The organism is Nocardia sp. NPDC049707 (genome assembly GCF_040674855.1).
Taxonomy (GTDB): domain Bacteria; phylum Actinomycetota; class Actinomycetes; order Mycobacteriales; family Mycobacteriaceae; genus Nocardia.
The window spans coordinates 19,309-41,050 of record NZ_JBFANN010000058.1 but is presented as its reverse complement, the minus strand read 5'-3'; the positions used below and the strand labels follow the sequence as shown (position 1 = coordinate 41,050).

Annotated in this window: 8 protein-coding genes and 1 tRNA gene; 1 reads left to right on the top strand and 8 read right to left on the bottom strand. The window is 63.9% G+C overall.

Annotated features, from left to right (window positions below):
- Both AB0J29_RS33225 and AB0J29_RS33220 read right to left on the bottom strand, forming a co-directional pair.
- Window positions 1-248, bottom strand: a 248-nt coding sequence (locus tag AB0J29_RS33225) for a WXG100 family type VII secretion target (protein ID WP_364794588.1), incomplete at its 3' end; no start/stop codon positions are given.
- Window positions 245-583 (bottom strand): ESX-1 secretion-associated protein, encoded by a 339-nt coding sequence (locus AB0J29_RS33220; RefSeq protein WP_364794586.1) that lies wholly within the window; start codon window positions 581-583, stop codon window positions 245-247. The genes AB0J29_RS33225 and AB0J29_RS33220, both read right to left, overlap by 4 nt.
- 403 nt (window positions 584-986) lie before the next feature.
- On the opposite strand from AB0J29_RS33220, the gene AB0J29_RS33215 reads away from it, so the two are divergent.
- On the top strand, window positions 987-2,066 hold the full coding sequence (locus AB0J29_RS33215; protein WP_364794585.1) for a restriction endonuclease: 1,080 nt from the start codon (window positions 987-989) through the stop codon (window positions 2,064-2,066).
- 33 nt (window positions 2,067-2,099) lie between these two features.
- Here AB0J29_RS33215 and AB0J29_RS33210 read toward each other — a convergent pair whose 3' ends face one another.
- From AB0J29_RS33210 to AB0J29_RS33185, 6 genes are all read right to left on the bottom strand, one after another.
- The gene (locus AB0J29_RS33210) at window positions 2,100-4,406 is read right to left on the bottom strand and encodes a UvrD-helicase domain-containing protein (RefSeq protein WP_364794583.1); all 2,307 of its coding nucleotides are present in this window, start codon (window positions 4,404-4,406) and stop codon (window positions 2,100-2,102) included.
- On the bottom strand, window positions 4,403-11,179 hold the full coding sequence (locus AB0J29_RS33205) for a DEAD/DEAH box helicase (RefSeq protein WP_364794581.1): 6,777 nt from the start codon (window positions 11,177-11,179) through the stop codon (window positions 4,403-4,405). Before AB0J29_RS33205 ends, AB0J29_RS33210 begins: the two co-directional genes overlap by 4 nt.
- Entirely contained in the window at window positions 11,176-16,680 is a 5,505-nt protein-coding gene (locus tag AB0J29_RS33200) for a hypothetical protein (RefSeq protein WP_364794580.1), read from the bottom strand. Before AB0J29_RS33200 ends, AB0J29_RS33205 begins: the two co-directional genes overlap by 4 nt.
- A complete protein-coding gene (locus AB0J29_RS33195) occupies window positions 16,677-19,712 on the bottom strand; it encodes a DEAD/DEAH box helicase (RefSeq protein WP_364794579.1) in 3,036 nt (1,011 codons plus the stop codon). The genes AB0J29_RS33200 and AB0J29_RS33195 overlap by 4 nt, the downstream gene beginning before the upstream one ends.
- A 65-nt stretch (window positions 19,713-19,777) precedes the next feature.
- Entirely contained in the window at window positions 19,778-20,908 is a 1,131-nt protein-coding gene (locus tag AB0J29_RS33190; RefSeq protein ID WP_364794578.1) for a serine/threonine-protein kinase, read from the bottom strand.
- 367 nt (window positions 20,909-21,275) lie between these two features.
- Window positions 21,276-21,357, bottom strand: a tRNA-Leu gene (locus AB0J29_RS33185).
- Window positions 21,358-21,742: the final 385 nt, after the last annotated feature.

Here is a 21,742-nt window from a genome sequence, read left to right as displayed (position 1 = left end):
GCGTGGGCCGCCTTCGCCGCGTCGCTCACATCCTTCACACCCTCAACGAATTCCCTAGCGCCAGTGACCCATTGAGCATGGGCATCGGCATAGGCTTGGGCGGCAACGCCTTCCCACCCACTGCCGGCCAGGGTGGCGACCCGGTCGTCGATCTCATCGAGATGCTCGCCGATGAACCCGGCCAGACCCGACAGACGGACCACGATCTCATCGAGATGGTCGAGATCGACCGAGAACTGAGAGTTCATGGCAGATCCACACTTGAGGTGTTCAAAGACGCAGCGTTGCTCTCATCACGCGCCTGATAGGTGTCGGCGGTGACGCCCAGCTTCTCCGCCATGCCGGTCAGGGCGGTCATGATCTGGACACCGCCGTCATGCACTTCGGTCCAGCCCTCGCAGAATTCGTTGGCCGCGTCCCCGGTCCAGCTGCCATCGGTCAGCGAAGCGACGTCCTTCGCGGCGGAATCCAACGCCGTGCGCAGCGCCTCGGCCAACTCGTAGACGTACTTGCCGACCTCGCGTACCTTCTCGGGCACCACCGAGAGGTTCCGGCCAGAGGCTGGTGTCCCCCCATCACTCATGGCGCCAATCCTACCGATTCCTATCAGAGTGGGCATGGACAGGTCGTAAGCGCTGGCGCGACCAAAGTTCTGAGATGCCGATTCCCGGACCGACGTCAATGATCTTGTCCCGCAACGGGTCGGACTGTCACGGCAGCCCAGCGTGCCTGGTCGATCTCACTGATGAACCAGTCGAGCACCAAGCGTGACGGCAAGTGGCCTCCAGGCATCCAAACTCCTTCCGGAGGCCAGTATCTCGCCTCACCATCGGGTGTCCGGAAGACCATGAGAACTTCACGCTTTCCGACCAACCGGAACCTCACGCCAAACCGCGTGCAGCACAGCCGAAGTCGGTAACATCGCTTGCTGGCTCGGGTTGCTTTCGATGAAGTCCCAGAGTTGCCGTTGATGAAGGGGGTTATGGGTGGTCAGCCATTCCGCGCTGCAGGGTTACCTGCTCGAGGAGGCCCTAGCCTGGCTGCTGCGGTCCAGCGGGTATCGGTTGCTGGTTCATGCAGATCAGGATCCGGTCGAGCTCGTGGACCAGGGTGGCGATCTCCGCGTACGGGGGCGCGGCGCGCTCCATCAAGCCGACGTGCTCGGTGAGTTCACGTTCACGCCCGCGTTCTCGATGCCGGTTCGGTTGTTCGTGGAGGCCAAATACCGCAAGGAAAGCTGCGATTTGCCGATGGTGCGGAACGCGCACGGGGTGGTGCACGACGTCAACGAAAACTACATGACCGGATCAGGGACACGTCCGCGGCAGCGGTACAAGTATTCGTATGTGTTGTTCTCTGCGAGTGGTTTCACCGCAGATGCGCAGAAATATGCTCTGGCCCACCATATTTCGCTTGTCGACCTTTCCGGTCCCACTTTCGACTTGCTACGCGGCATCATCGGCACCACCGGCAACACCCTAGACGCGGCTCAAAAGCACCTCCCGGAAACCGGCAGTTCGAGGAAAAAGGTCTTTCCGGTGAACTGGATGCGAGCGATGCTGCGGCGGCATCTGGGAACTGCTCCGTCGAACCTGCTGCCACAGCCAGGTTCTCCTGGAGGGGAATTCGACCAGAAGGCCGGTAGAGCTCTGGCGGAGTTCGCCGAGACCCTGGTGCGGAGAAGCGGTTCGGAATTGCTGCTGGGGTTTCCGGCGGCGCCCTTCATCCTGCCGTTGGCCACCGAGAACTACGAGAAGTTCATTGAATTCGGGGCCGAGCAGCCGGACCACAAAGTGCGGATCCGGCGTGACGGTACGGGTGTCCGGGCGGAATGGAAGCTCTCGCCCGCCGAGGCGCCGGATGCTTATGAGCTGACGTTCAAACTTCCCGAGCAGATCGAGGACTGGATCGGCGAAGTCGCCGACGAGGAGATCTCCCGTGCGGTGAAGGTCAAAAAGCAGTTTCTGTCGGAGATCACGCTGTATCGGATGAACGGTGCGAGCCTCCGCGTCTACCAGTTGCGCTACGAGCCGGGTTCGCTGTCCCGGATGTGCGGGGATGCGTGAACACTCGGTGCTGATCCGCTGTTCGACAGCGGATCAACAGCCGTTCCCAACGGGTAGGTAGGGACTGGGTTTGCCGTGCCAACTCACCCGCAGAACGTCCCTGGCCCGAGTGGCGGCGACGAATAGCAGTGACCGAGCTTTTCGGTGTTCGCGGTCATAACGCGGTGGGTCGTCGGTCCGGTAGCGCTCGATGGTGCTGCGGGGGATGGTGCCGTCGCCGGCTCCGACGATGGCGAGGCGTTGGTATTCGAGACCTTTGAATCGGTGCATGGTGCCGATGTGGATTTCGCCGTCAGCGTCGAGGCCGTCTTTGGTGAGCTCGGCGCAGGTGATTCCGGTGGTGGACAGGTGATGGGCGGTGCGGCCGACCAGGTCGCGGTCGGCGACGCAGACCGCGATTCGGCCGCCGGGGTCGACCGGTGCACCGGATGCATCGGTGGAGAGTTCTGCCCGCCACCGTAGCAACACCTCGGTCAGGGCGGATAGTTCGTCGTTCCAGGTGTCGTATCCGGTGAACTCGGGTGGGTTCCCGTGGAGAACGGACCGATATCCGGCGAGGGTATCGGTGCCGTCGTCGAGGTCGTCGTAGGTGATCGGCTCGCTCGCGGGGTCGATGATGTGGAGGGCCTGGGCGAGGATTTCCTTGGTGGTGCGGTAGCTGAGGGTCAGGCGAGACGCACGACCGCGGATATTGATGCCGAGGGCGCCGAGCGCGATCTGGTGGTCGTAGATGCGCTGGTGGGTGTCGCCCGCGATGAACATGTCATTAGGTCGTCCGGGGTCGGTCATGGCGCGCAGCATTTTCCAGTGTGCCGGTCGCAGGTCTTGGGCTTCGTCGACCACGATGTGCCGGTAGCGGTGGTTGCGATATCGCACGCCCGAGCTGCTGTCCAGGCTGTCCGGATCGTTGTCTCGGTTGCGGCGTTCGGCGATCTTTGTGGCGCGTTCGATCTCGAATCGAGCCGCGCGTTCGGCGGCCTGCCCCCAGGTTTCGATGCCGAGTTTGTCCAGTCGCGCGGTGAACTGCTCGACCAGTTTCCAGATATGGGCGCGTTCGGGGCGGGTGAGTGCTTGTCCGCGGCCTGCCCGGCGGGCCTGGAAGTACTGGCTGCGGGTAGGGATGGACTGGCCGAGGATGACCTGTTCCCATTCGTCGAAGACGAATTCGGAGGTGAAGCGGTGGTCGTCGAGTTCGGTCTGTAGCTGGCGTAGTTCGGTGCGGGCGATGGTGTCGAAAACACGCTGTTTGCCGCGGCCGGACACGGTGTTCTCGCCGATGACGCGGGCAGCAAGCTGATCGATGTGCACGATATCGACCCGGCTCAGCATGCGGGGGTCGATGAGGGAGGCCAGCCGGTTGCGTAGGTCGGTGGTCAGATTCTTGGTGAATGTGGTCAGCAGGATCGGTCGGTCATCGCCGGGCGGTAGCTGTTCGACGAGGTGTTTTACGCGGTGCAGGGCGACGATAGTTTTGCCGGTGCCTGGACCGCCTGAGACCCGGGCTGGGCCGTTATAGTGACGATGGACGATGCGTTCCTGGGTGGGGTGCAGGAAGACTTTCCAGGCGCGGAAGTCGCCTTCTTCGATGGCCGAGCGCACGTCGTCGTCTACCGTTCGGACCTTGGTGCGGGCCAGAGCTGCGGCCAGGTCGTCCGGATCTGGGGTGGCTTCGATTTTGGCCGGTGTGGTGATTTCCCGGCGTACTTCGTCGATATCCATCCCGGCGGCCAGGCCGTACAGCACATCTTTCGACAGCAGTGGGGCGGTGGCGACAAGTTCGTCGAGTTCAGAGCTGGTGGTGACCGTCAGCGCCAGGTCGAGTACCTGCTCGGCGACACCCAGTTCACGGAGTTGCTCGGCGGTGTATCCGGCAAGTAACGGTGATTCCGTATCCGAGTTCTCGGTCTCCAGCGCAGGTCGGGCGGGCTCGAGGGCAGCCTGTTCGGGCTCGGGTTCGGCCGGGGTGAGGGTGATGCCGGCGCGGCGGAGGGCGCTGTCACCGACGACGGCGATATCGACGAACTCGATTTCCCCGGTGATGCGGTTGATCGCGACCTGGAGTTCTTCATAGACGTCTTTGCGGTGCCGTACGGCGATGACGAGCCAGCTTTCGACTCCGTCCGGATCGCGGCCGGTTGGCACCATGAGCGCCCGATAGCTTTGGTCGATGCGAAAGGACCAGATTCGGGAGTCGCCTTTGAGTGGTTTCTTGCGCAATCCCGGCAGGTCGGGGTTTTCGCGGAAGTTGTGGCTGAAGTCGTAGAACTTGGCTTTGACCGAGCGGTCGAGCTTGTACAGCTCCTCTTCGGCCTTCCGGTACAGGTTGAGCCGGGCGGTCATCGGGCCATTCCTCCTTCCATATCCTGAAGCCTTGCCAGGAGGTCGTCCAGGTGATCGAGCCATTCGGCAGCGGTGCGCACGATCCAGCCGTCCGCGGTGTAGGCGGCGTCGCGGCGCCGGGCTTCCTCGTCGTCCGCATTGCGCGGTGGCGGCACCACCGCCACTTTGATATCCGATCCGGGCCAGCCGAAGTCGGCCGGCCATCGGCTGGTGGCGCCGAGTTCGTAGCCGAATACCGGTGCTCTTTTCCCGCGGTCGGCGAGCAGTTCTGCCAGTCGCAGCAGATCTGGCGATTCCTCGGGTTCGTCGCGCAAGATGTCCAGGATGTCGGTGTCCCAAACCTTGTCCCGCAGCATCTGAGTGAGGACGGTCTCCGAGGTCTGTCGTTGCGGCCGTTCCGATATCGAAGTTGCCGCCGGTTGTGCGGGAACGCCGAGGAGGGAATCGAGTTCACCGACCCCGCCGCAGGCGGCGAGTACTTCGGCCTCGAAGTCACCGACCCGGCTGCTCGCCAGCTGCACGCCGTCACCGCCTGCCAGGGACAGGAATTGCGTGAGGTTGGTCCAGTACAGCCAGGACCGCCAGCGGTCCTTGTGCTCGGCGCTGTCCAGGACCGCGTCACGATCGTCCAGAACGGTGAGGGCGGTCCACTTCAGGCTTTCTGGATAGCCGGCGTCCAGTACGAGCACGGTCGGCAGCCCGGAGTCGTCCTGCGTGCGGAAGATATGGGCCGGGCCGACGGCAGCCGTGTCCACCGCTCGCTGCCGATCACGCTGTTCGATGCCGGCCAGGGCGGCCAGCTCATCCTGCACAGCCGCGACCAGTTCCCGGCGACTACCGGTCGCCACGACCGGAGTGGTGCCGGGCTGGCGGGTGAGCCCAGTGACCAAGGCGCGGGCTCGCCGGCCCCATACTTCGGGGTCCGGGCACCGTAGGTAGGCGATGAGGGTGTCGATTGGATTGGCGAAAACCGTGGTGGCGAACCGGGCCCGTTGCCCGCCGTATTGTTCGTACGCGCGTTTGGCTTGTTCCTGCGCGGACGCCTGGTACGGCGGCCACACCGGCCGGGTTCGGGTGGTGGCCTGTTCGAACAGGTCGATATCGGCCCAGGTGATCTGGAACACGATGGCGCCCTCGGCGCGGAGGCGGGTTCGTTTGGCGGCGTCGTCGGCAATCCGGTTGTGGTCGCGGGTGGCGTGGAACCGGAAACCTTCCAGGTAGACCTTGACCGTCTGGGCGGGGCCGTCGACCCGGGTGAAGGTGAAGTCGGTGATCGTGTCCTGCAGTCGCTGTTGCGCGGTCAGCCGCCAGTGGGTGACATCGCCGGTGGCGGCCGTGTCGACGAACCGCAGGTGCCCGCTCGCGTGACTGTCCTCGTCCAGGGAGACATCGTCGGTCACCTTCACCCAGTCGCGCATGGCCGACAGGAACCGTGCTTCCAGATCGGATTCCACCTGTGCGTCCAGCCCGACCAGCCCGGTGTGCTCGACTCCGGTGGTTTCCCAGCCGTCCGTGCCGTCCTCGGTGAACAGCAGGGATTCGAGCATAGTCAGTGCGGCCTGACGAGACACGATGTCCTGGAAGCGTTCCGGGGTGTAGCGGTACAGGCAGCGGTGGCAGGCTCGGCGCTGTTCCTCAGCACACGAACAGGTCTCGAGCAGCGTGTGTGCGGCTTTGAGGGTTTTCCGGAATTCGTTCGGATAGGTGAGTCGGTCGAGGTAACCGGTACCGCCGGGCAGGGAATCGAACAGCACGAGAAACCAGCGGCGTTCCCCACTGTTTCGGTCCGGCATGGACGTCACAGTGGTGTCCAGATGTTGCGGATCTCCGCCGTAGTACAGGTCCACTCCGAGTCGTAGGGCGGCCTGGAACGAATACACGCGCGCGTCAACATTCGCGGCGGCGGCAGGAAGCAAGATCCGGAGCGCCTCGGTCTTCAGTTGGTGCGCCAGGAGTACTGGTTCCTCACCGGCCTCGGTTTTCTTGCCGCGGCGCAGTGGACACCACGGTCGGTGGTGTTTGAGACGGCCACTGCGGGCGGCGGCTGAATCGAGTTCGTCGATATGCGGGTCGAAGACCGGCTGGCCGTCGGCGCTGGCGGCACCACAGGCAGTGCAGACGTAGAACGGGTTGAGCCGTACTCGCATTCCGGCGAAATCGTCACGGCCGGGGGCGTCGAATCGGGCCGGTCCGACGTTGATCCGCCGGATCACGGCACGACGGCAGTAGTCGACACCGAACGTCTGACGTGCATGCCGCCACGAACCGGGTTCCAGCTCATCCTGCGGAATATCGACCGCGTCGATCACCTGGTAGGCACGGCGATCACGGTCGTCCTTGTCGTCTCGGATCCGGGCATCCTCACGTTTGTCCCGGGCGGTGACCGTGGCGGGTTCGACGACTTTGAACAGGCAGGAGCCGTCGTCGGCGATCTGGTCGGTGGCGCAGCGCGGGCACGGCGACCGGTCCGCGTGCGCGTTCTCGGAGCGGATATACCCGCAACCCGGGCACACCCGCCAGGTGCGCCATTCCTGCCGTCCTCCGATGGCGACCTGGATTCCGCTAACGCGATGTTGGAATCCATTGACGTAAAAGGTGTTTCCGGGCGCCAGTTCCTCGAGTGCGAGCCGCCGCGGCCGTTCGTATTCGAAGGTGTCGGAGGTAAATTTCTTGGGGTTGGCCGGATCGGTGCCGTATACGGTGGCCGCCAGGGTGGTGGTCGAGTCGACCAGAGCGTAGTTGGGTAGCAGCCCCAGATCGCACAACGCGTTCTGAGCGGGGGTGTCACCGCGCAGCATCAGCGCCCGCCCGACACCACGGCGTTCGGCATCGAGTTCGTCCTTCTGCTCGGCCTGGTCGGGATCGGAGTCGTGCAGTTCCGCACGGGCTTCATCGATTTCGCGCAGCCGGTCGCGCAGCGATTGCTGTTGCAGGAACCATTCCCGTTCGGCCGCTTCGATCGCCGACCGCAACCCATGCGTGGCGTAGTCGCGGAGTTCGGCAGTGGTCTGCTCCCACTTCGCCCGCTCATCCTCCGGTACCGGGAAGAGGGCGAGGAATCCGGCGACGAGCTCATCACCCCGCGTCAGCGCCAACTCCACCAGATCGGCGAGATAACCGGACGGTCCGAACAACCGGGGCGCCTTGTGTGGAATGGCGCGCAGGACGATGCCGTCGGAGCGCACGAGTTTCCCGGCGGCGGCCAGGTCCAGCAGGTGTGCCAGGTATTGGCGGCGCAGGATTTCGATCGCCGACAGGTAGCAGCCGGGCGGCACGATGGTGCCGGCGATGAGATCGGTGGGGCGCTCCAGGAAGTACAGATCGCGACGGCGGCGGTCGGCGATGGTGAGTAGGAAGGCGTTCCCGCTCCGGCGCCCGGCCCGGCCGACCTGCTGGGCGTAGGACGCGGGCCGCCGCGGTAGCGCGGCCAGCACCACCGCGGACAGTTCCCCGATGTCGATACCCATCTCCAGGGTCGGCGTGCAGGAGAGAACGTTGGGGCTGTTGAACCCTTTCCGATGTTTGAACGCCGCTTCGACTTCTTCCCGCTGTGGCCGGGTGAGCATGCCGGTGTGTTCGGCGGTGACCACCTGGTAGGTGCCGGCCTCGCGGTACAGGCGTCGGTAATAGTCGCGGGTGAAGTCCCGGTCGCGGTGGTGCACACCGAGTTCTTCCCGCCGGTCACCGGCCACCAGGCGACCGGTCCGGCACCGATACGAGGGACAGGGCTGGCCGTGCCACTGATCCAGCAGTGCCGGGTGCACGGTCTGCTCCCAGAAACACACCCGGCAGCGCACGAACGCCGACGACACCTGTGCGTCGTCCACCAGTTGGGCGGCGATATGCCCGGCGTTGAGGCCATACGCCCGCAGGGAACTGTCGTTCGGGATGCGCGCCGCCAGCAGCCCGAGCCGGTTCAGCTCGGGTAGTAGCTGGGTCCAGAACTCCGGGGATCGTTCCCGGGGCAGTTCCAGGCAGCGGCCGGCCCACCGCTCGTACCAGGACAGCCGACCGGTTGCGAAGTCGAACTCGCTATTGCTCTTCGGCGTCCCCAACAGGAAAGTCGGCGCCGCAATCCGCCGGGGAAAGGCCCGCATCCCGGGCGCTCGGCCACCCCAGATCGGATAGCGGTTGGTCCCGGCCTCATCGACATACCGGTCCAGCCATTGATGCGCGACCGCACCACGGGTCCGCACCCGTTCCAGCAGCACTCGGACGAAGGCCAGATATCGGGCGTCGTCCTGGGCGATCAACGGAACTTTGTCGCCGGTGCTCTCCTCGTGGATCCGCCGGGCCGCCGCTACGACAGCGTCCGGGTCGTTGATGTGCACATGCGCGGCCGCGGTGCGCGTCAGCTCCAGGGTGCGGCCGTTGCGGGAACGGAACCCGAACTCCATGAAGGTTTCGAAGGCCAGCCGCTGCCCGATCAGCCGCCGCACCTGCCGGCTTCTCTTGCCCGGGAGTAGCTGGCCGGACAATAGTCGCTGCACACCCGGGTACCGATGCAGATCCGGCGGCGCCACTGCGGCGAGGATCTCCGGGTCGGTCGTCGCCTCGACCATATCGGCGATCAGATCGTTCAGCGCGGTGGGCTGCTCATGGTTCAGATGTTCGGCCAGCAGCGCACGCAAGGAAAAGGTGTAGGACCGGCTGGCGACGAACCCGGCCCGGTGCGCGGCGTCCTGCACCGAATCGTTGAACATCAGCGTCCGGTCTTCACCCAGCTTCTTGTCCAGTTCACCTCCGGTGAACAACTGGGTGATCGAGGCCGCAGCCAGAGCCGCCGCCCCGGTACCGAGGTAGCGGATGGCGTTGCGTTCCCCGCAGGCGGGGCACCAGTCCTCCCGCGCGGCCGTATTGGCCGGACCGGCGAAATGCACGAGCACGAACGCCGAATCCTGTGCCGCCAACCGCGGCTCTTTGGTTTCCGCGTCGTAGTCGGATTTTGGATCGGGCAGCCGCAACCGGCTGCGCGGCCCGTCCAGCACCATCAGCATGCCGCCGGCGCCCTGCCCCGCCGCACCGGCCGCGGGCATCGCCGCCGCCCCCGATCCCTCCTGTGCTTCCTGGGTGGTCGCGGCGATCAGGTTCCGCACCCGAACCTTGTCCTGCCCGAGCGAAGCCCGCCGGATCTTGAACGTATCGAACTCGATCTCGTAGTCGTCGCTCTCCGGGGAGAACACCGCCCACCCCGACCGCCCACAATCCCGGCAATACACCGCAGGCAGAAACAGATTCGCGCTCTGCGCCGATGTCGCCGTGGTCACCGGAGCACCCCGCCCGTCGGTATCCGACTCCACCGCCCCGGACACATCCCACCGGAACTCCGCCCGCGGCCACGGCAGCACTCCACGCAGCAGCCGGGACACCGACCGCGCCCATTGATGCACTTCGACCTGCACAAACGGCAATATGCGGTCCGGTGTCGAATTCGGATCCCGCGCATACGACAGCAGCGCCACGTACCGGGCCAAGGCCTCGGCAGCCTTCTCCGGCTGCCGCGCCACCGCCTCGGCCCACCCCGCCGCACCGGCCCGCCACATCACATCCAGCACCTCGGCGCTGGTTTTCACTTTCCCGTCCAGCGCCTGCAGCACCGCCCGGGTGAACAGATGCTGCCGCAACCTATCGCCCAGCCAGGCGCGCAGTGCTATATCCGCGTCGGACGGCTCGTTCCGGTTGAACGGGTGCTTGTCCAGCCAGTCTCGATCCGGTTCACGTTCCCCGGTCACCGCCTCGATATGGTCGAGGAGCGCTTCCGCCCCGGCAGCCGGGTCGGGGAGGGCGAGCAGTTCGTCGGGAGTGGGCAGGCGTTGCATCGCTACCCTGGTGAGCGGAATGAAATCCTCCACCGGCAGGCGGTTCTCGCCGATAATCGATTTCTTGGTGAACTCGGTCCCGAATACCGCGGTCGCCACTTGCAGCAGCCGCTGTGCACCGTCCTCGCCGGTCTCCGAGCCCAAGGTCGCCGAGGTCGCCACCGGACAGATATCGCCCAGCGGCCGTCCCGGCTCCGATGCCCCGACAACAGCGGCCAAGCGGCGCAGCAGCATTGCCACATCGGTGCCCTGGGCGCCGTCGTAGGTGTGGAATTCGTCCACCACGATGTAGCGGATATCCGACTCCCGCCACAGCGGGGCATCCTCGTCCCGCTGCAACAGCAGGTCCAGCATCTTGTAGTTCGTGAACAGGATGTCCGGCGGGGACAATTGCATGTCCGAACGCCGGGTGTCCACCTTCTCGTATCGGGTCGCGGCCCGGTCACCGATATAGAGACCGGCCCGCAACCGGCCCAATTCCTTGTGTTTTCTGAGCAGTGCATCGATACGCTGCGCCTGATCGGTGGCCAGAGCGTTCATCGGATACAGGAATACCGCTTTGATCCCGGTCCGGCCGGCTTCCCGCTCCCGGCGGCAGTGGTCGAGCACCGGGTACAGGAAAGCTTCCGTCTTACCGGAACCCGTGCCCGTGGTAACCAGCGTCGGTTCCGGGAGGTGACCGCGAGCGGAGGTCAACCGCGCAAACGCCGCCGCCTGATGCGCATACGGGGTGAATCCCGCAGGGCACCAATCCAAATGCTCGTCCCAGCCGTCCTCGGCGGTGGTGAACGGGGTGCGGATCCGCAGATACGGGCCCCGGAACATTCCGGAGGTTTCATCGCCGAGGAACCGGTGCAGTGCCTCCCGGGCGCCCTCGTCGCTCAGCGCGTAGGTCGTAGACAGGTACTGCAGCAGACTCTCCTTGAGCCCCTGCGCCTGCAGTGTCGGCCTCACGGCTTCGGCACCTCCTGTGTCGCCGGATCCCACTCGCCGCGAGCCACCGCCTCGTCGAGGCGGCGCTGGAACACCGCGTGCGCTGCCCGCATCTCCGCTTCACGGTCTGCCTGATAGAGCGGAGCGGTGTAGCCGTCCGGGACCGGGAGGCCACTCGGGTCTCGATCTTGTTCTACCGCAACGCGGTACGACTCGGACTGTTTCCAGGAATCCTTGGTCTGCCGCTGGCCGTAGGTGCGGGCATCGCCGGCGAGCTTCCAGCCGTTGGCGTCGAACCAGGTCACGGCCTCGAATTTCTGCAGTACGAAGAACCGTCCACGATATGCCGCGATCAATGCATCGGCATCCATGCCTAGCCATACCGCCACCAGCGCATCGATCTCGACAAGAGCGGCGCGGCGTGCTCGTTCGGTGCGCAGCGGGGTATCGCTGTGCCAGTAGGGAGTCACGTCCTCCAGTCGTGGGAGTCCTGGCCATTCGCAAGCCCACCGCTCGCGCTCGGTCCAGGTGGGGTCGTACATTTCCGACCACAAGGCTGTATACGCGCGTGTGAGACAATTCAGGCGGAGGGTACGGAGAAGGAGCGCCGACTCGAGAGGATGTCCGGGTTGCGGTGCAGGAAATCTCCGTGCAAGCGCAACATCGAGATGGCCCACCCCAATTATTCTCAGTAGATAGTCAATCGGGATCGCGCTCCAGAACCCCGCCACAACACAGGTTTCGCGATTCGATGACATAGCGCAACTGCGAATATTGTGAATATGTGCTGTTCCTGGCGGTATCAATGCGGGGTACAGGCAGCGTTCCGTATTCGAAGCAATCATCTCTCGCCAGGCGAGACGATAGAAGGAAGTGCATCGCCTTCGCGCTCGAAGAGTCAACTCTCCATCAATTTTGTTCGGTGAAACCTCTGCTTCCGAGCACCGCTCGACCTTGGCGATTTCCATGCGGGCACGGGATATCGCCTTATCATCGTGCCGCAGTCGTTCCAGCGCCCGATAGTCGACCCAGCGATCCTGCTCGTGCAAATATTCGATGGTACGACCGGGAACTCTAACATACTCCGTATCCGGGAAAGACTCCTCCGGAAGCGGAATAAGGTCCACGCCATATGGATCGTTGGGATTGGCGTCATAACTCTTGAATATGGGGGTAGCGACCCCGAGCTGAATACCCTTGAGTATTACTTGACGCCAGACCTGGGGCTGAAAACCGGCTCCATTATATTGGATAAATCTATCCTTCTTGGCGCCACTCTCATCATAGCCACGTGTGATCCGTGGGGAGAACGTCACCAGACGAACCGGATAATCCGCGAGGGCTCGGATGGCTGCCGCCTCGTCAATGCTGACCGGGAACAGAAGTCGCGTCTGTTCGACCGGTTGACCGGAGTCGTCGAGCAACCGCTGCCATACCAACAACTGTTCCCTATCGACCCGAACAACGCGTGCACGGTGGGGACGTTCGTCGTATGCCCCGCCCTTGTACCGGATTCCCGGGCCCACCCCGGAGCCATCGTGTTCCGACGACAGGCGCAGGGCATCCGTCGAGACCAGCCAGGACAGGTGGTCGAACTCGATTTCGTCTCGTGCGGCACCGTAGATGTGCACTCCGAAGTGGGTCCATTCGCCGACCGGCTTCTGAAAGAAGCGGTGGTAGGCATTGAAGAAATCTCCGTGGATTCGCAGGCGGCGGTACGATTCTTCTCGTAGTCCGGCCTCGTTCTTACCGGCAAAGTGACTGTCCGGATGCACCATTCCAGCTGTGCCATCACCCGCCGAATGCGCCCACACCTGTATCATGAATGCCCGATACAGATCCGGTTGCGTACCGGTCAGTAATGGGTACATCTGTGGCGAGCCGAAGATCGCCACCTGCCCACTGATATCGGTCGATTCCGCCAGCGTGTATCTACGTACTTCTACACCCTCCAGGAGCTCAGCTCGACGGCGCTCTTTCTCCGGTTCGGATGCATTGTCCTGAAGCTTGAACCACGGCTCATACTCTGCCAACACCGCCGACTCGTCCCACCGCGGCCGTACCCACGGCGGATTACCCACCTGAATGTCGAACCCGCCGTTCCGGGCGAAGATGAGCGCGAATTCCAGCTCCCAGTGCAGGAACCCCTTCTCCTTCGCAATATCCCGTACTTGCCGCAGCCACGGGAACCGGTCCTCGGGGTTGCCGGTGTCCATCTGCATATACCCGGTGAGGGTGGTCTCGAAGTCCTTCAGCTCATCCAGCGTCTGGAAGGTATCGAGCAGTGTTTCCTCGGGTACATCCGACCGGCCGAGCATGGCCTCGAGGAAGTCGATCCAGTCGTCGAGGTCTGTCAAGGGAACGATCGGGCGGCGCTGGGGCTGTGGCCGTTTTGCCGGAGCCTTCTGGGATTTCGCTGGGCTGATCTGCTTGCGGATGACAGATGGTTCGCCGTCGGCGTCGGGATCGAAGTCATCGAAGGATGTCTGTTCGCCGTCGACCGCGAACAAGGTGAGCATGTCGACGAATCGCGGTTTCGCTTCCTTCGCAGTCTTCGTCTCTGCGGTAACGGGCTCCGGTGCGGATGGTTCTCCGGCTGCAGGAAGCCCGTTGAGCACCTCGTGCAGGTCTTCCACGTCTTGGATTGCGGTCGTAGCGGTGTATTCGCCATCGGTTCCATCGAGCAGACCGGTTTTGTCGGCGGGCCATAACCAGAGGGCGCACCAGGCATCCATCACGGTCTTCAGTCGCCAATAGGGTGTATCGACGGCGTTGAACAGGTCTTCGAGGACCTTCTCTTTCGGCGCCGGGTGTTCCGGGTCCTGGAGGAACGCGAATTCCGGGTCGGTCGGGTCGGCTTGCCAGACGTCGATACGGCGCGCGATCTCTCGTTCGGAGATCTCCATGCGTTTGACCACCGAGGACCAGAGGAATTCAGCACGGCGGGCGAGGTCCCGGAGCCGGGTGAACTGTGAGCGGGCTTCAGCTTTGGGGTCACCGGTTTTCGTATCGATTTTCGGTGTGCCGTCCCTGTCGAGATGCGCGGTGCTGCGTTTCGGCCGCTGCAGGATTCCCCGTTTCCAGGCTGCCAATTGTGCGATCTCGGTGGCGGCGAGCTGTTTGGCTTCCGTGGCACCGGTGACCGCCGCCCAACCCGGGGCGGGCAGCAGGAACTGGTGGATGGCTTCATGCGGAAGTTCTTGATGCTGCCCGTCTTTCACGAACGGCAGGGTTTCCGGAGCGAGCGCCCCCTTGGCCTTCAGCCATTCCTTGGCCGGGCTCGACACATCGTCTCCGGCGAACACCGCACGCCGGGCGCCGATGAGCGAGTTGCCGCGACGCAGGTGGAGACCGAACCAAGGCGCCCGCATTCCGGGGTGCATGGTGTTGAGCCACAACGACACTTCGGCCAGTTCGACACCCGTGGCATTCAGGTCGACACCGTAGGCGTTGTGCAGGGCGATATACGCCTTCGCCTTCTGCTTCTCGGTGAGTGCGTCGGCGGTGGGGATGCTGGTGCCGAGCTCTTCCTGGCGGCGCCGCAGGTATTCGTCGGCCAGCTGGTTTATGGCTTCGTTGAGGAAGGCGCCGGACCCGAGTGCCGGTTCGCAGATCTTGAACTTCAGCAGTTCGGCGGCTCGGGTTTTGATGGTGGTGCCGTCGTCGTCCTTCTCCTGATCGAGGCGGTAGCGCAGGGCGAGTTCGACGGTGACCTTGGTCAGCGATTCGGGTGTGTAATAGGAGGCCGAGGTCTGCCGGTCGCGGCCGGCAAGCCGGTAGACGAATTCGCCCTTCCGGTATTTCTTCACACCCCGCAGCCCTTTTCGGGCGTCGTCGTCTTTGTAGTGGACGAGGGTGCTGTCGGGATACTCCTTCTGGTTGTGCGCCGGGATGAGCCACGATCCCTGTTCTGAGTCGCCGCTCTTGGCGACCTCGCACAATTCTTCAACGGCGACGATGCCGGTGTATGACATCAATCCTTCGTAGACGGCGCCGAGCTGGTTGATGCCGAGGTTGCGGTAGGAGATGAAGCCGCCGCGCTCACCGCGTTTGCCCTTTTTCATGGTGAGCAGCCGCAGTACTTCGTGCAGGGCTTCGTTGCGGAGCCGGAGGTCGAGGTGGCGGGGTTCGAGGTCGTCGTCGCAGCGCGGGTCGGGAACGGTGCGGCCGATGAGCCGGATGGCTCCGGGTTCGAACAGTTCGCTGCGCAGCGGTTCGAAGCGCAGGCCACGGTCTTCGCTGCGCCGGGCTTGTTTCTCCTTGCGGGTTTCGGGGTCGTCGCCCGGCTGGTCGTCATCGGGTTCGGTGCCGTATTCGCGGTGCCCTTTATTGACCTTGGTGAACAGGATGTCGAGGGATTTGTAGAGGTGGAAGCTGTTCTTGGCTTCCTCTTCGACGAGTTCTTCGCTGCGGGCGACGAGTTCACGCAGCCGGGACATCGAATACCCGGCCTCGTAGGAGCCGTCATCGGCGGGCAGGATACCGAGTTCGGGCCGGGCTTCGGCGTACAGCAGGAACAGGATTCGGTACAGGTATCGGAGGGTTTCCCGCGTTAGTTCGCGGGCGAACGGGATAGCGGGGCTTTCGATGTCGGCGGGGGTGACGTTGTTGCCGGGTTCGGCCATCCGGCGCAGTACTTCGTTGGCGATGATCTCGACGGAACGCTGCAGGCCGTAGCGCAGATCGGTGGAGACACCGGCGGCGTTGGTGGCGGATGCTTCGAGCAGGGTGTCGAGGACCGAGCCGGTCTGGTTGTCGCCAGGGTGGAGTGTGTCCTGGCAGAGCAGGGCGGCGATGGTGGCCAGCTCGCCCTGCTGGGTCCGGTCGTTGCGTTCGAGTGCGGTATCGAGACTTACAGACAGATAGCGGCCTTCGTTCCAGGTGTGCCGGTCTGCCAGGACGAGTACACCGCCGCACAGCAGGAGGATGAAACGGGGTCGCGGTCCGCCCGCTCCGTCCAGTTCGCTCTGGAAAAGCCAGGATGCCAGAGCCGGGCCGGTCTCGTACGTCTCGCTCGCGCCGATATGGAAGGCAGTGAGCAGTCGGCCGGCGCCGTCGGTGTTGAGCGCGGCATCAGTGTCGGTTGACCAGCCGCAGTCCACGGCGATAATGCCGGCGTCGTGGTAGGCGACGGACACGCGATGGTCGCGCCCGGCTCGGTGAGCGGTCAGGTCCGCGGTGGTGTCTTTGTCCCCGTATCCGAGAGCGCGCAGGATCAGCTGATGCCATTCGGCGAGCTTCTTGACCCATTCGGGATTGCCGTAGGTGTTGATGCGCGATTCGCTGTCGCTGTCGGCGTGCGCGGCCGCTGCGAAGTAGCCGCGACGTTCCTCGCCGAGGTACTGGGCGCGCAGGGTGCGGACCCGTTCGCGGGGGGTATTCCGCGGGTCGAGTTCGTCGCCTTCCTGTATCGCCCAGGAGTTGAACACCTGCTTTTTGAGGTCAGGGCCGAGTTGTTCGGCGAAGTAGTGGGCCGAGAAGTATTCGCCGCGGTTGGTAAAGGAATCGAAATCCGTGCTCATCGCGTGGTATCTCTTTCGGCGGCGGTCTGCGGTTCGAGGACGGCCAGCAGCCGCAGCATCGGCGCGCTGGCGGTTTCCAGGGCGGCGGCCAGGCGCAGCAGCCGGTCGGCGGTGCGGTCGAGTTCGGCTTCCCGGGGGCGTGCGCTGGCGAACAAAGCCAGCTGACGCCATCCGGTGACGCGCTGCCGGTAGGGAGCGAGAGTCGCCTCGATCTGCTTGCGGTACTCGGCTTCCAGGCCGATCAGGTGGTGTTCGGCAGCATCGATCGCGGCCGGTACCAGCTCGCTGAGTGCCTGCTGATCATGGGGTGCCGCGCGGCCGGGCATCCCTGGTCCGACACCGGCACGTTCCAGGAATTCGGTGGTCAGTTTCTCGACCGCGGGATCGCCGGCCAGGCCGGATACCGCCATCCATTCGACGATGGTGGGTTTGCCCAGGGCGTTGGAGTAAACACCCTGGACCAGAAAGGTCGGGCTGTCGACGCTCGCGGCGAGTACGGGCGCCTTGTGCCTGCCGATCTCGACCAGCACTTTATCGGTGACCCAATCCAGCACCGGGTGAATATCGGTCGCATAGGAAACATTGGGCCACTGGCTTTTCCGGGTTTCCCGCGCGACCTGCAGCCGTTTGTCGGCGAGCTGCTTGGCGAAGGTGATCCGCATCCGCGCCGGTTCGTCCTTGCGCGGCATGATCCGCTGCTCGTCCAGATACGATTTCGGCAGTGCTTTCAGCCGGTACAACAGGTCCCGGGGTGGTTCGAAGGCGATGGTGCCGTCCTCTTCGCGGCGCAGGGACAGCTGGTCCTCGGGATTCGGGTGACAGACCTGACGCAGCGCCTCGTCGAAATAGTCTGCGGTGGAGGGAAACAGGGCTGGCACATCCGCGCGCGCCACGTCCGAATGTTCAGCAACCGTGCCGACCTGGCCCAGCAGGTCGGCAAGGAAATCGGATCCGCTGCTGCGGGATTGTTCGAAAGACTGCTCGACGGTGCGGCCCGCGATCAGGTCCTTGGTGAGCCGTTCTTCCTCGTCCTTGGCGCGATATAGGCCGGTCACCGCCTCGGCGGAGCCTTCGAGTTTGTGGGCTTCGGCCTCACGGGCGAGGACTTTCTCGCCGACGAGCCGGTCGTCGAGGGTGCGGGGCTGCCCGGTTTCCGGGTCGGTTCGCCACGGTATGTCGCTGGTGAGGATCAGCGCGCGGAATTCGGGTGGTTCCTGTTGTCCGTATCGGTCGATCCGGCCGTTGCGCTGTTCGATGCGAATCAGCGACCAGGGCAGGTCGTAGTGGATCAGCAGGTGACACTGCTGGTGCAGGTTCACGCCCTCGGAGGCCACGTCCCCGGTGAACAGGATCCGTACCGGGTCGTCGCGTAGCCCGAACTGTTCGACCAGTTTGCGTTGTTCTTCATCGGTGTTGGCTTCGCCGTGCATGACCTGCACCGCGCCGCCGAAACGCAGCCATGGCTTCTTCTCGTCATGGATCGCACCGCTGTGGAAACCGAGTGCGGCCGGGACGGTGTCGGCGAGCCAGGTCAAGGTAGGGACGCTTTCGGAGAACACCACCACACGGGCCTCCGAGCCGGGACCGATGCCCATCGTGCGCAATTCGCCGATGAGCGCCTGCAGTTTGGCCGAGTCCGGGTCTTCGATCTGCGCGGCCAACTGCTGCATCGCCAGTAGCGCTGTTCGCTCGGTCTGCCTTCGCATACCAGCGGCCGGGTCATCACTTGCGGACTTGCCGAGAGTGTCGAGCCTGGTCTTGATCGTTGCAAGCAATGCCTTGTGCGAGGACAAGAACGACTTGAACAATCGCCACGGAACAAGCTGATGCCGGCTGACCGAGGGCGTGTCCGGATCCGCGGGAATCCAACAGGTGGCCAGCTCGGCGAATACCGCCAGCTCTTTCTCGGTGGCCCCCGCCTCGATCGGTTTCGATGGGCCACGGTCGCGCCACTTCTCGTCCTTGATGGATTCGCGCACCTCGCGGGAAGTTTTCGTGCGCCGGATATACAGGTGCGTGAGATCGGCTACGTCGTAGTGGTTCGGGTCGGCGATTGCCGCTTCGTCCAGCATCCGGACCAGCTCCGCGAATGACGCCATGTCACCGTTGTGCGGGGTGGCCGACGCCAGGATCAGGGCATCGGTTCGGCGGGACAACAGGCGGGCCAGCGCATTGTTCTTTGTGCCCCGGTTCATCAGATTATGCGATTCGTCGATGACAACCGCATCCCAGTCGGTGTGTTCCAGATGATGCACGTAGACATCGCTTTTTAGGGTGTCCACGGAGATGATCACGCGCTTGAAGTAGGCGAACGGATTTCGGCCGGCCGGAATCTCCTGCTGCACTCGCTGAATACCGGTCGAATCCAGGCGCACCAACGGAATCCCGAACCGCGTCCACAGCTCCCGCTGGAACTGTTCGAGCACATGCTGCGGGGTGACCACCAGGATCCGCTCACCCCGGCCCCGCCGGATCAGCTCCCCGAGCAGCACACCGATCTCGAGCGTCTTACCCAGACCCACCACATCGGCAATCAGCAGGCGCGGCTGCGGATTCTTCATCGACAACGCCAGCTCGGCCGGACGCAGCTGATGAACCTGATCGTCCATCAGGAAGTTCCCGACCAGCGCGAGCCCGTGCTCGGTTTGCGGCAGATGCGTTTTGCGTAGTATGGCCTCCAGGAACAACCGGCCCCGGCGGTGATTCGGGGAATCATCGGCTACCAGTTCGGTTTTCCGGGGGTCCAGCTTCCGCACTGTGTCGATGCCGTCGTAGAAGATCGCATCGGTGTCACGAACGAACGGGGACATACCGCTGACTTCCAGCATCCAGCCATCGTGGGCGGTGGCGGTGCACTTGCGGACCAGCCACAGCTCATCGCGAATCAAGACCTGAGCGCCCGGAGCATAACCACCCTGAAGGGCTTCCTGACTCGGGACTCCGGCAGCGGCTCTACTCTCGACGACTGCACGCTGCCCATCCGCCGCTCCCGCTTCGACGCCCACCATCTGCTCCGACTCTCCGTCCGCCACACCAGATCCTGACCCAATCGGGCGCCTACCCGGGTTCGAGGGCAGCACGCCAACCATCCACTGTCCTACAGCACCGCGCTCATCGCGTATTGCGCACGTAGTTCGTCCGCTACCAGCTTCGCCTCGGAGATGCTGGAGGCCGGCCGTTGGCCTCGCGGTCCAGTGACCTCACGGCGCTCTTTCTTGCCGGTGTCCGGGGTCGGCAACTCGGCCGGTGCCGACTCATCGGATTCGGCATCCTCCGGTCCTTCGTCCAGTGGTGAGCGCTCGTGGTTCCCGATCTCGTCCCGGCTTTCGATCAGCGCCGGTGGCGGCTCCTCAGCGGCTTCCGATGTCCCGCCCGAGGTGGTCCTGGCAATCAACGCGTGCCGCATGCCGACCGGAGTCCGGCCTGCGGATTCCATCAGAGAGATACAGCTGCCCGCGATATCGTTGAGCGTCGGCCGATCCCGCGGCTCGAAGGCGAGCATGGAAGCGATCAACGGAACCAGGTCTTCGGGGACGCCGTGCAGGTCCGGTCCGATATCGGGATTGGTGACCTGCGCGAGAACAGCGTTCCACCCGATTCCGTCGTAGGGGAACTTCCGGGCCGCCGCATATAACAGCACCGCGCCCAGTGCATACACGTCAGCGGCAGTCGTCAGCTCGGAGCTGCCGCGGGCCTGCTCCGGTGGCATACAGCGAATCGTGCCGACCACCATTCCGCTGCGTGACAACGATTCGGAGTCCCCGTCCAGAAACGCTCCCAGCCCGAAATCGATGATCATGGGGCCGTCCCGGCCCATGATCACGTTCTGTGGTTTCAGATCGCGATGCAGCAACTTGGCCGCGTGCACAGCCTCCAAACCTTCGGCGAGCAACACACCGAGACTCGCGACGAACAGCGAGGGCAGCACACCATCGGCATCGATACATGTCAGCAGCGTCCGACCGGGAACGTATTCCATGGCCATCCACGGGCGCTCCGCGAAAGGATCCGCGTTCAAGAACCGCGCGACCCTGCCGGTGCCGATCACCGTCCGCGCGATCAGGGCCTCGCGCTCGAAACGCGCGCGGGTCTCGGGGTCGTGTTTGTCGCTGCGAATCAGTTTCACCGCCACCTGATCACCGCCCGGTGAATGCGCGAGATAGACCTCGCCCATCCCTCCCGACCCCAGTTCCCGGTCCACGGTGTATCGGTCGATCTTTGCGGGCATCCCCGTCATCTAACGCCCCAACCCTCCTGCGACACGTCTCTGCGGCGCCGGCCGAGACGAACAGGCGCTCAACAAGCGTAGTCGCCAAACGGACTGTCAATCCCTCGAAGACACGTGTCCCGCCGGGTGTGCGAGGGATCGCTCGCACACGCGTCCGTCTCAGTTGTGCCGTTGCCGTGTGTCGGAGGGGCGAGCGAACTTCTACTCGCGCACGCAGATGAGTCACCGGTGACGGAACTGTGTGCCGCGAGCGGCGTTGCTGTCGCATCTGGGCCAGGTCCGACGGCTCGAGAGAGGAGGAACGTGTGCGAGGAGGTGATCGAGCACGTATTTGCATCAAATTTGATGCAAATACGTGCTCGAGTAGTGCGCGAGAGGGGACTTGAACCCCTACGTCCGTGGACACCAGAACCTAAATCTGGCGCGTCTGCCAATTTCGCCACTCGCGCTTGATGGTACGACCGTCCAAACTCTACCGGGCCTGACCGAGATCGCGAAGCGCACCCCGGGCATGTCGTACTCACCGGTAACCCCACCTGGGATTATAACAATTATATAACGGTCAACATGAGGAGTTCTCATGTTTCGTACGCATTGGTAACCCGGCAGACCAGCGGGTTTAAACATGAGGGCGAGTCATGTTTCTGAGCATTCTGGTACGGATGTACGGAAATACTCGGCGGTAAGCCGACGGTGGGGGAGCAAACGTGAGGATTTCCTCATGATTTTCTGGAATCCTTGCGGTCATCAGGGCTCATTGGTGAGGAACACCTGCGCACCGAGGGAGCGGCGTGTCTCGACGGCATGTCGCCAGGAGAAGGAAGTCGAAGCGTC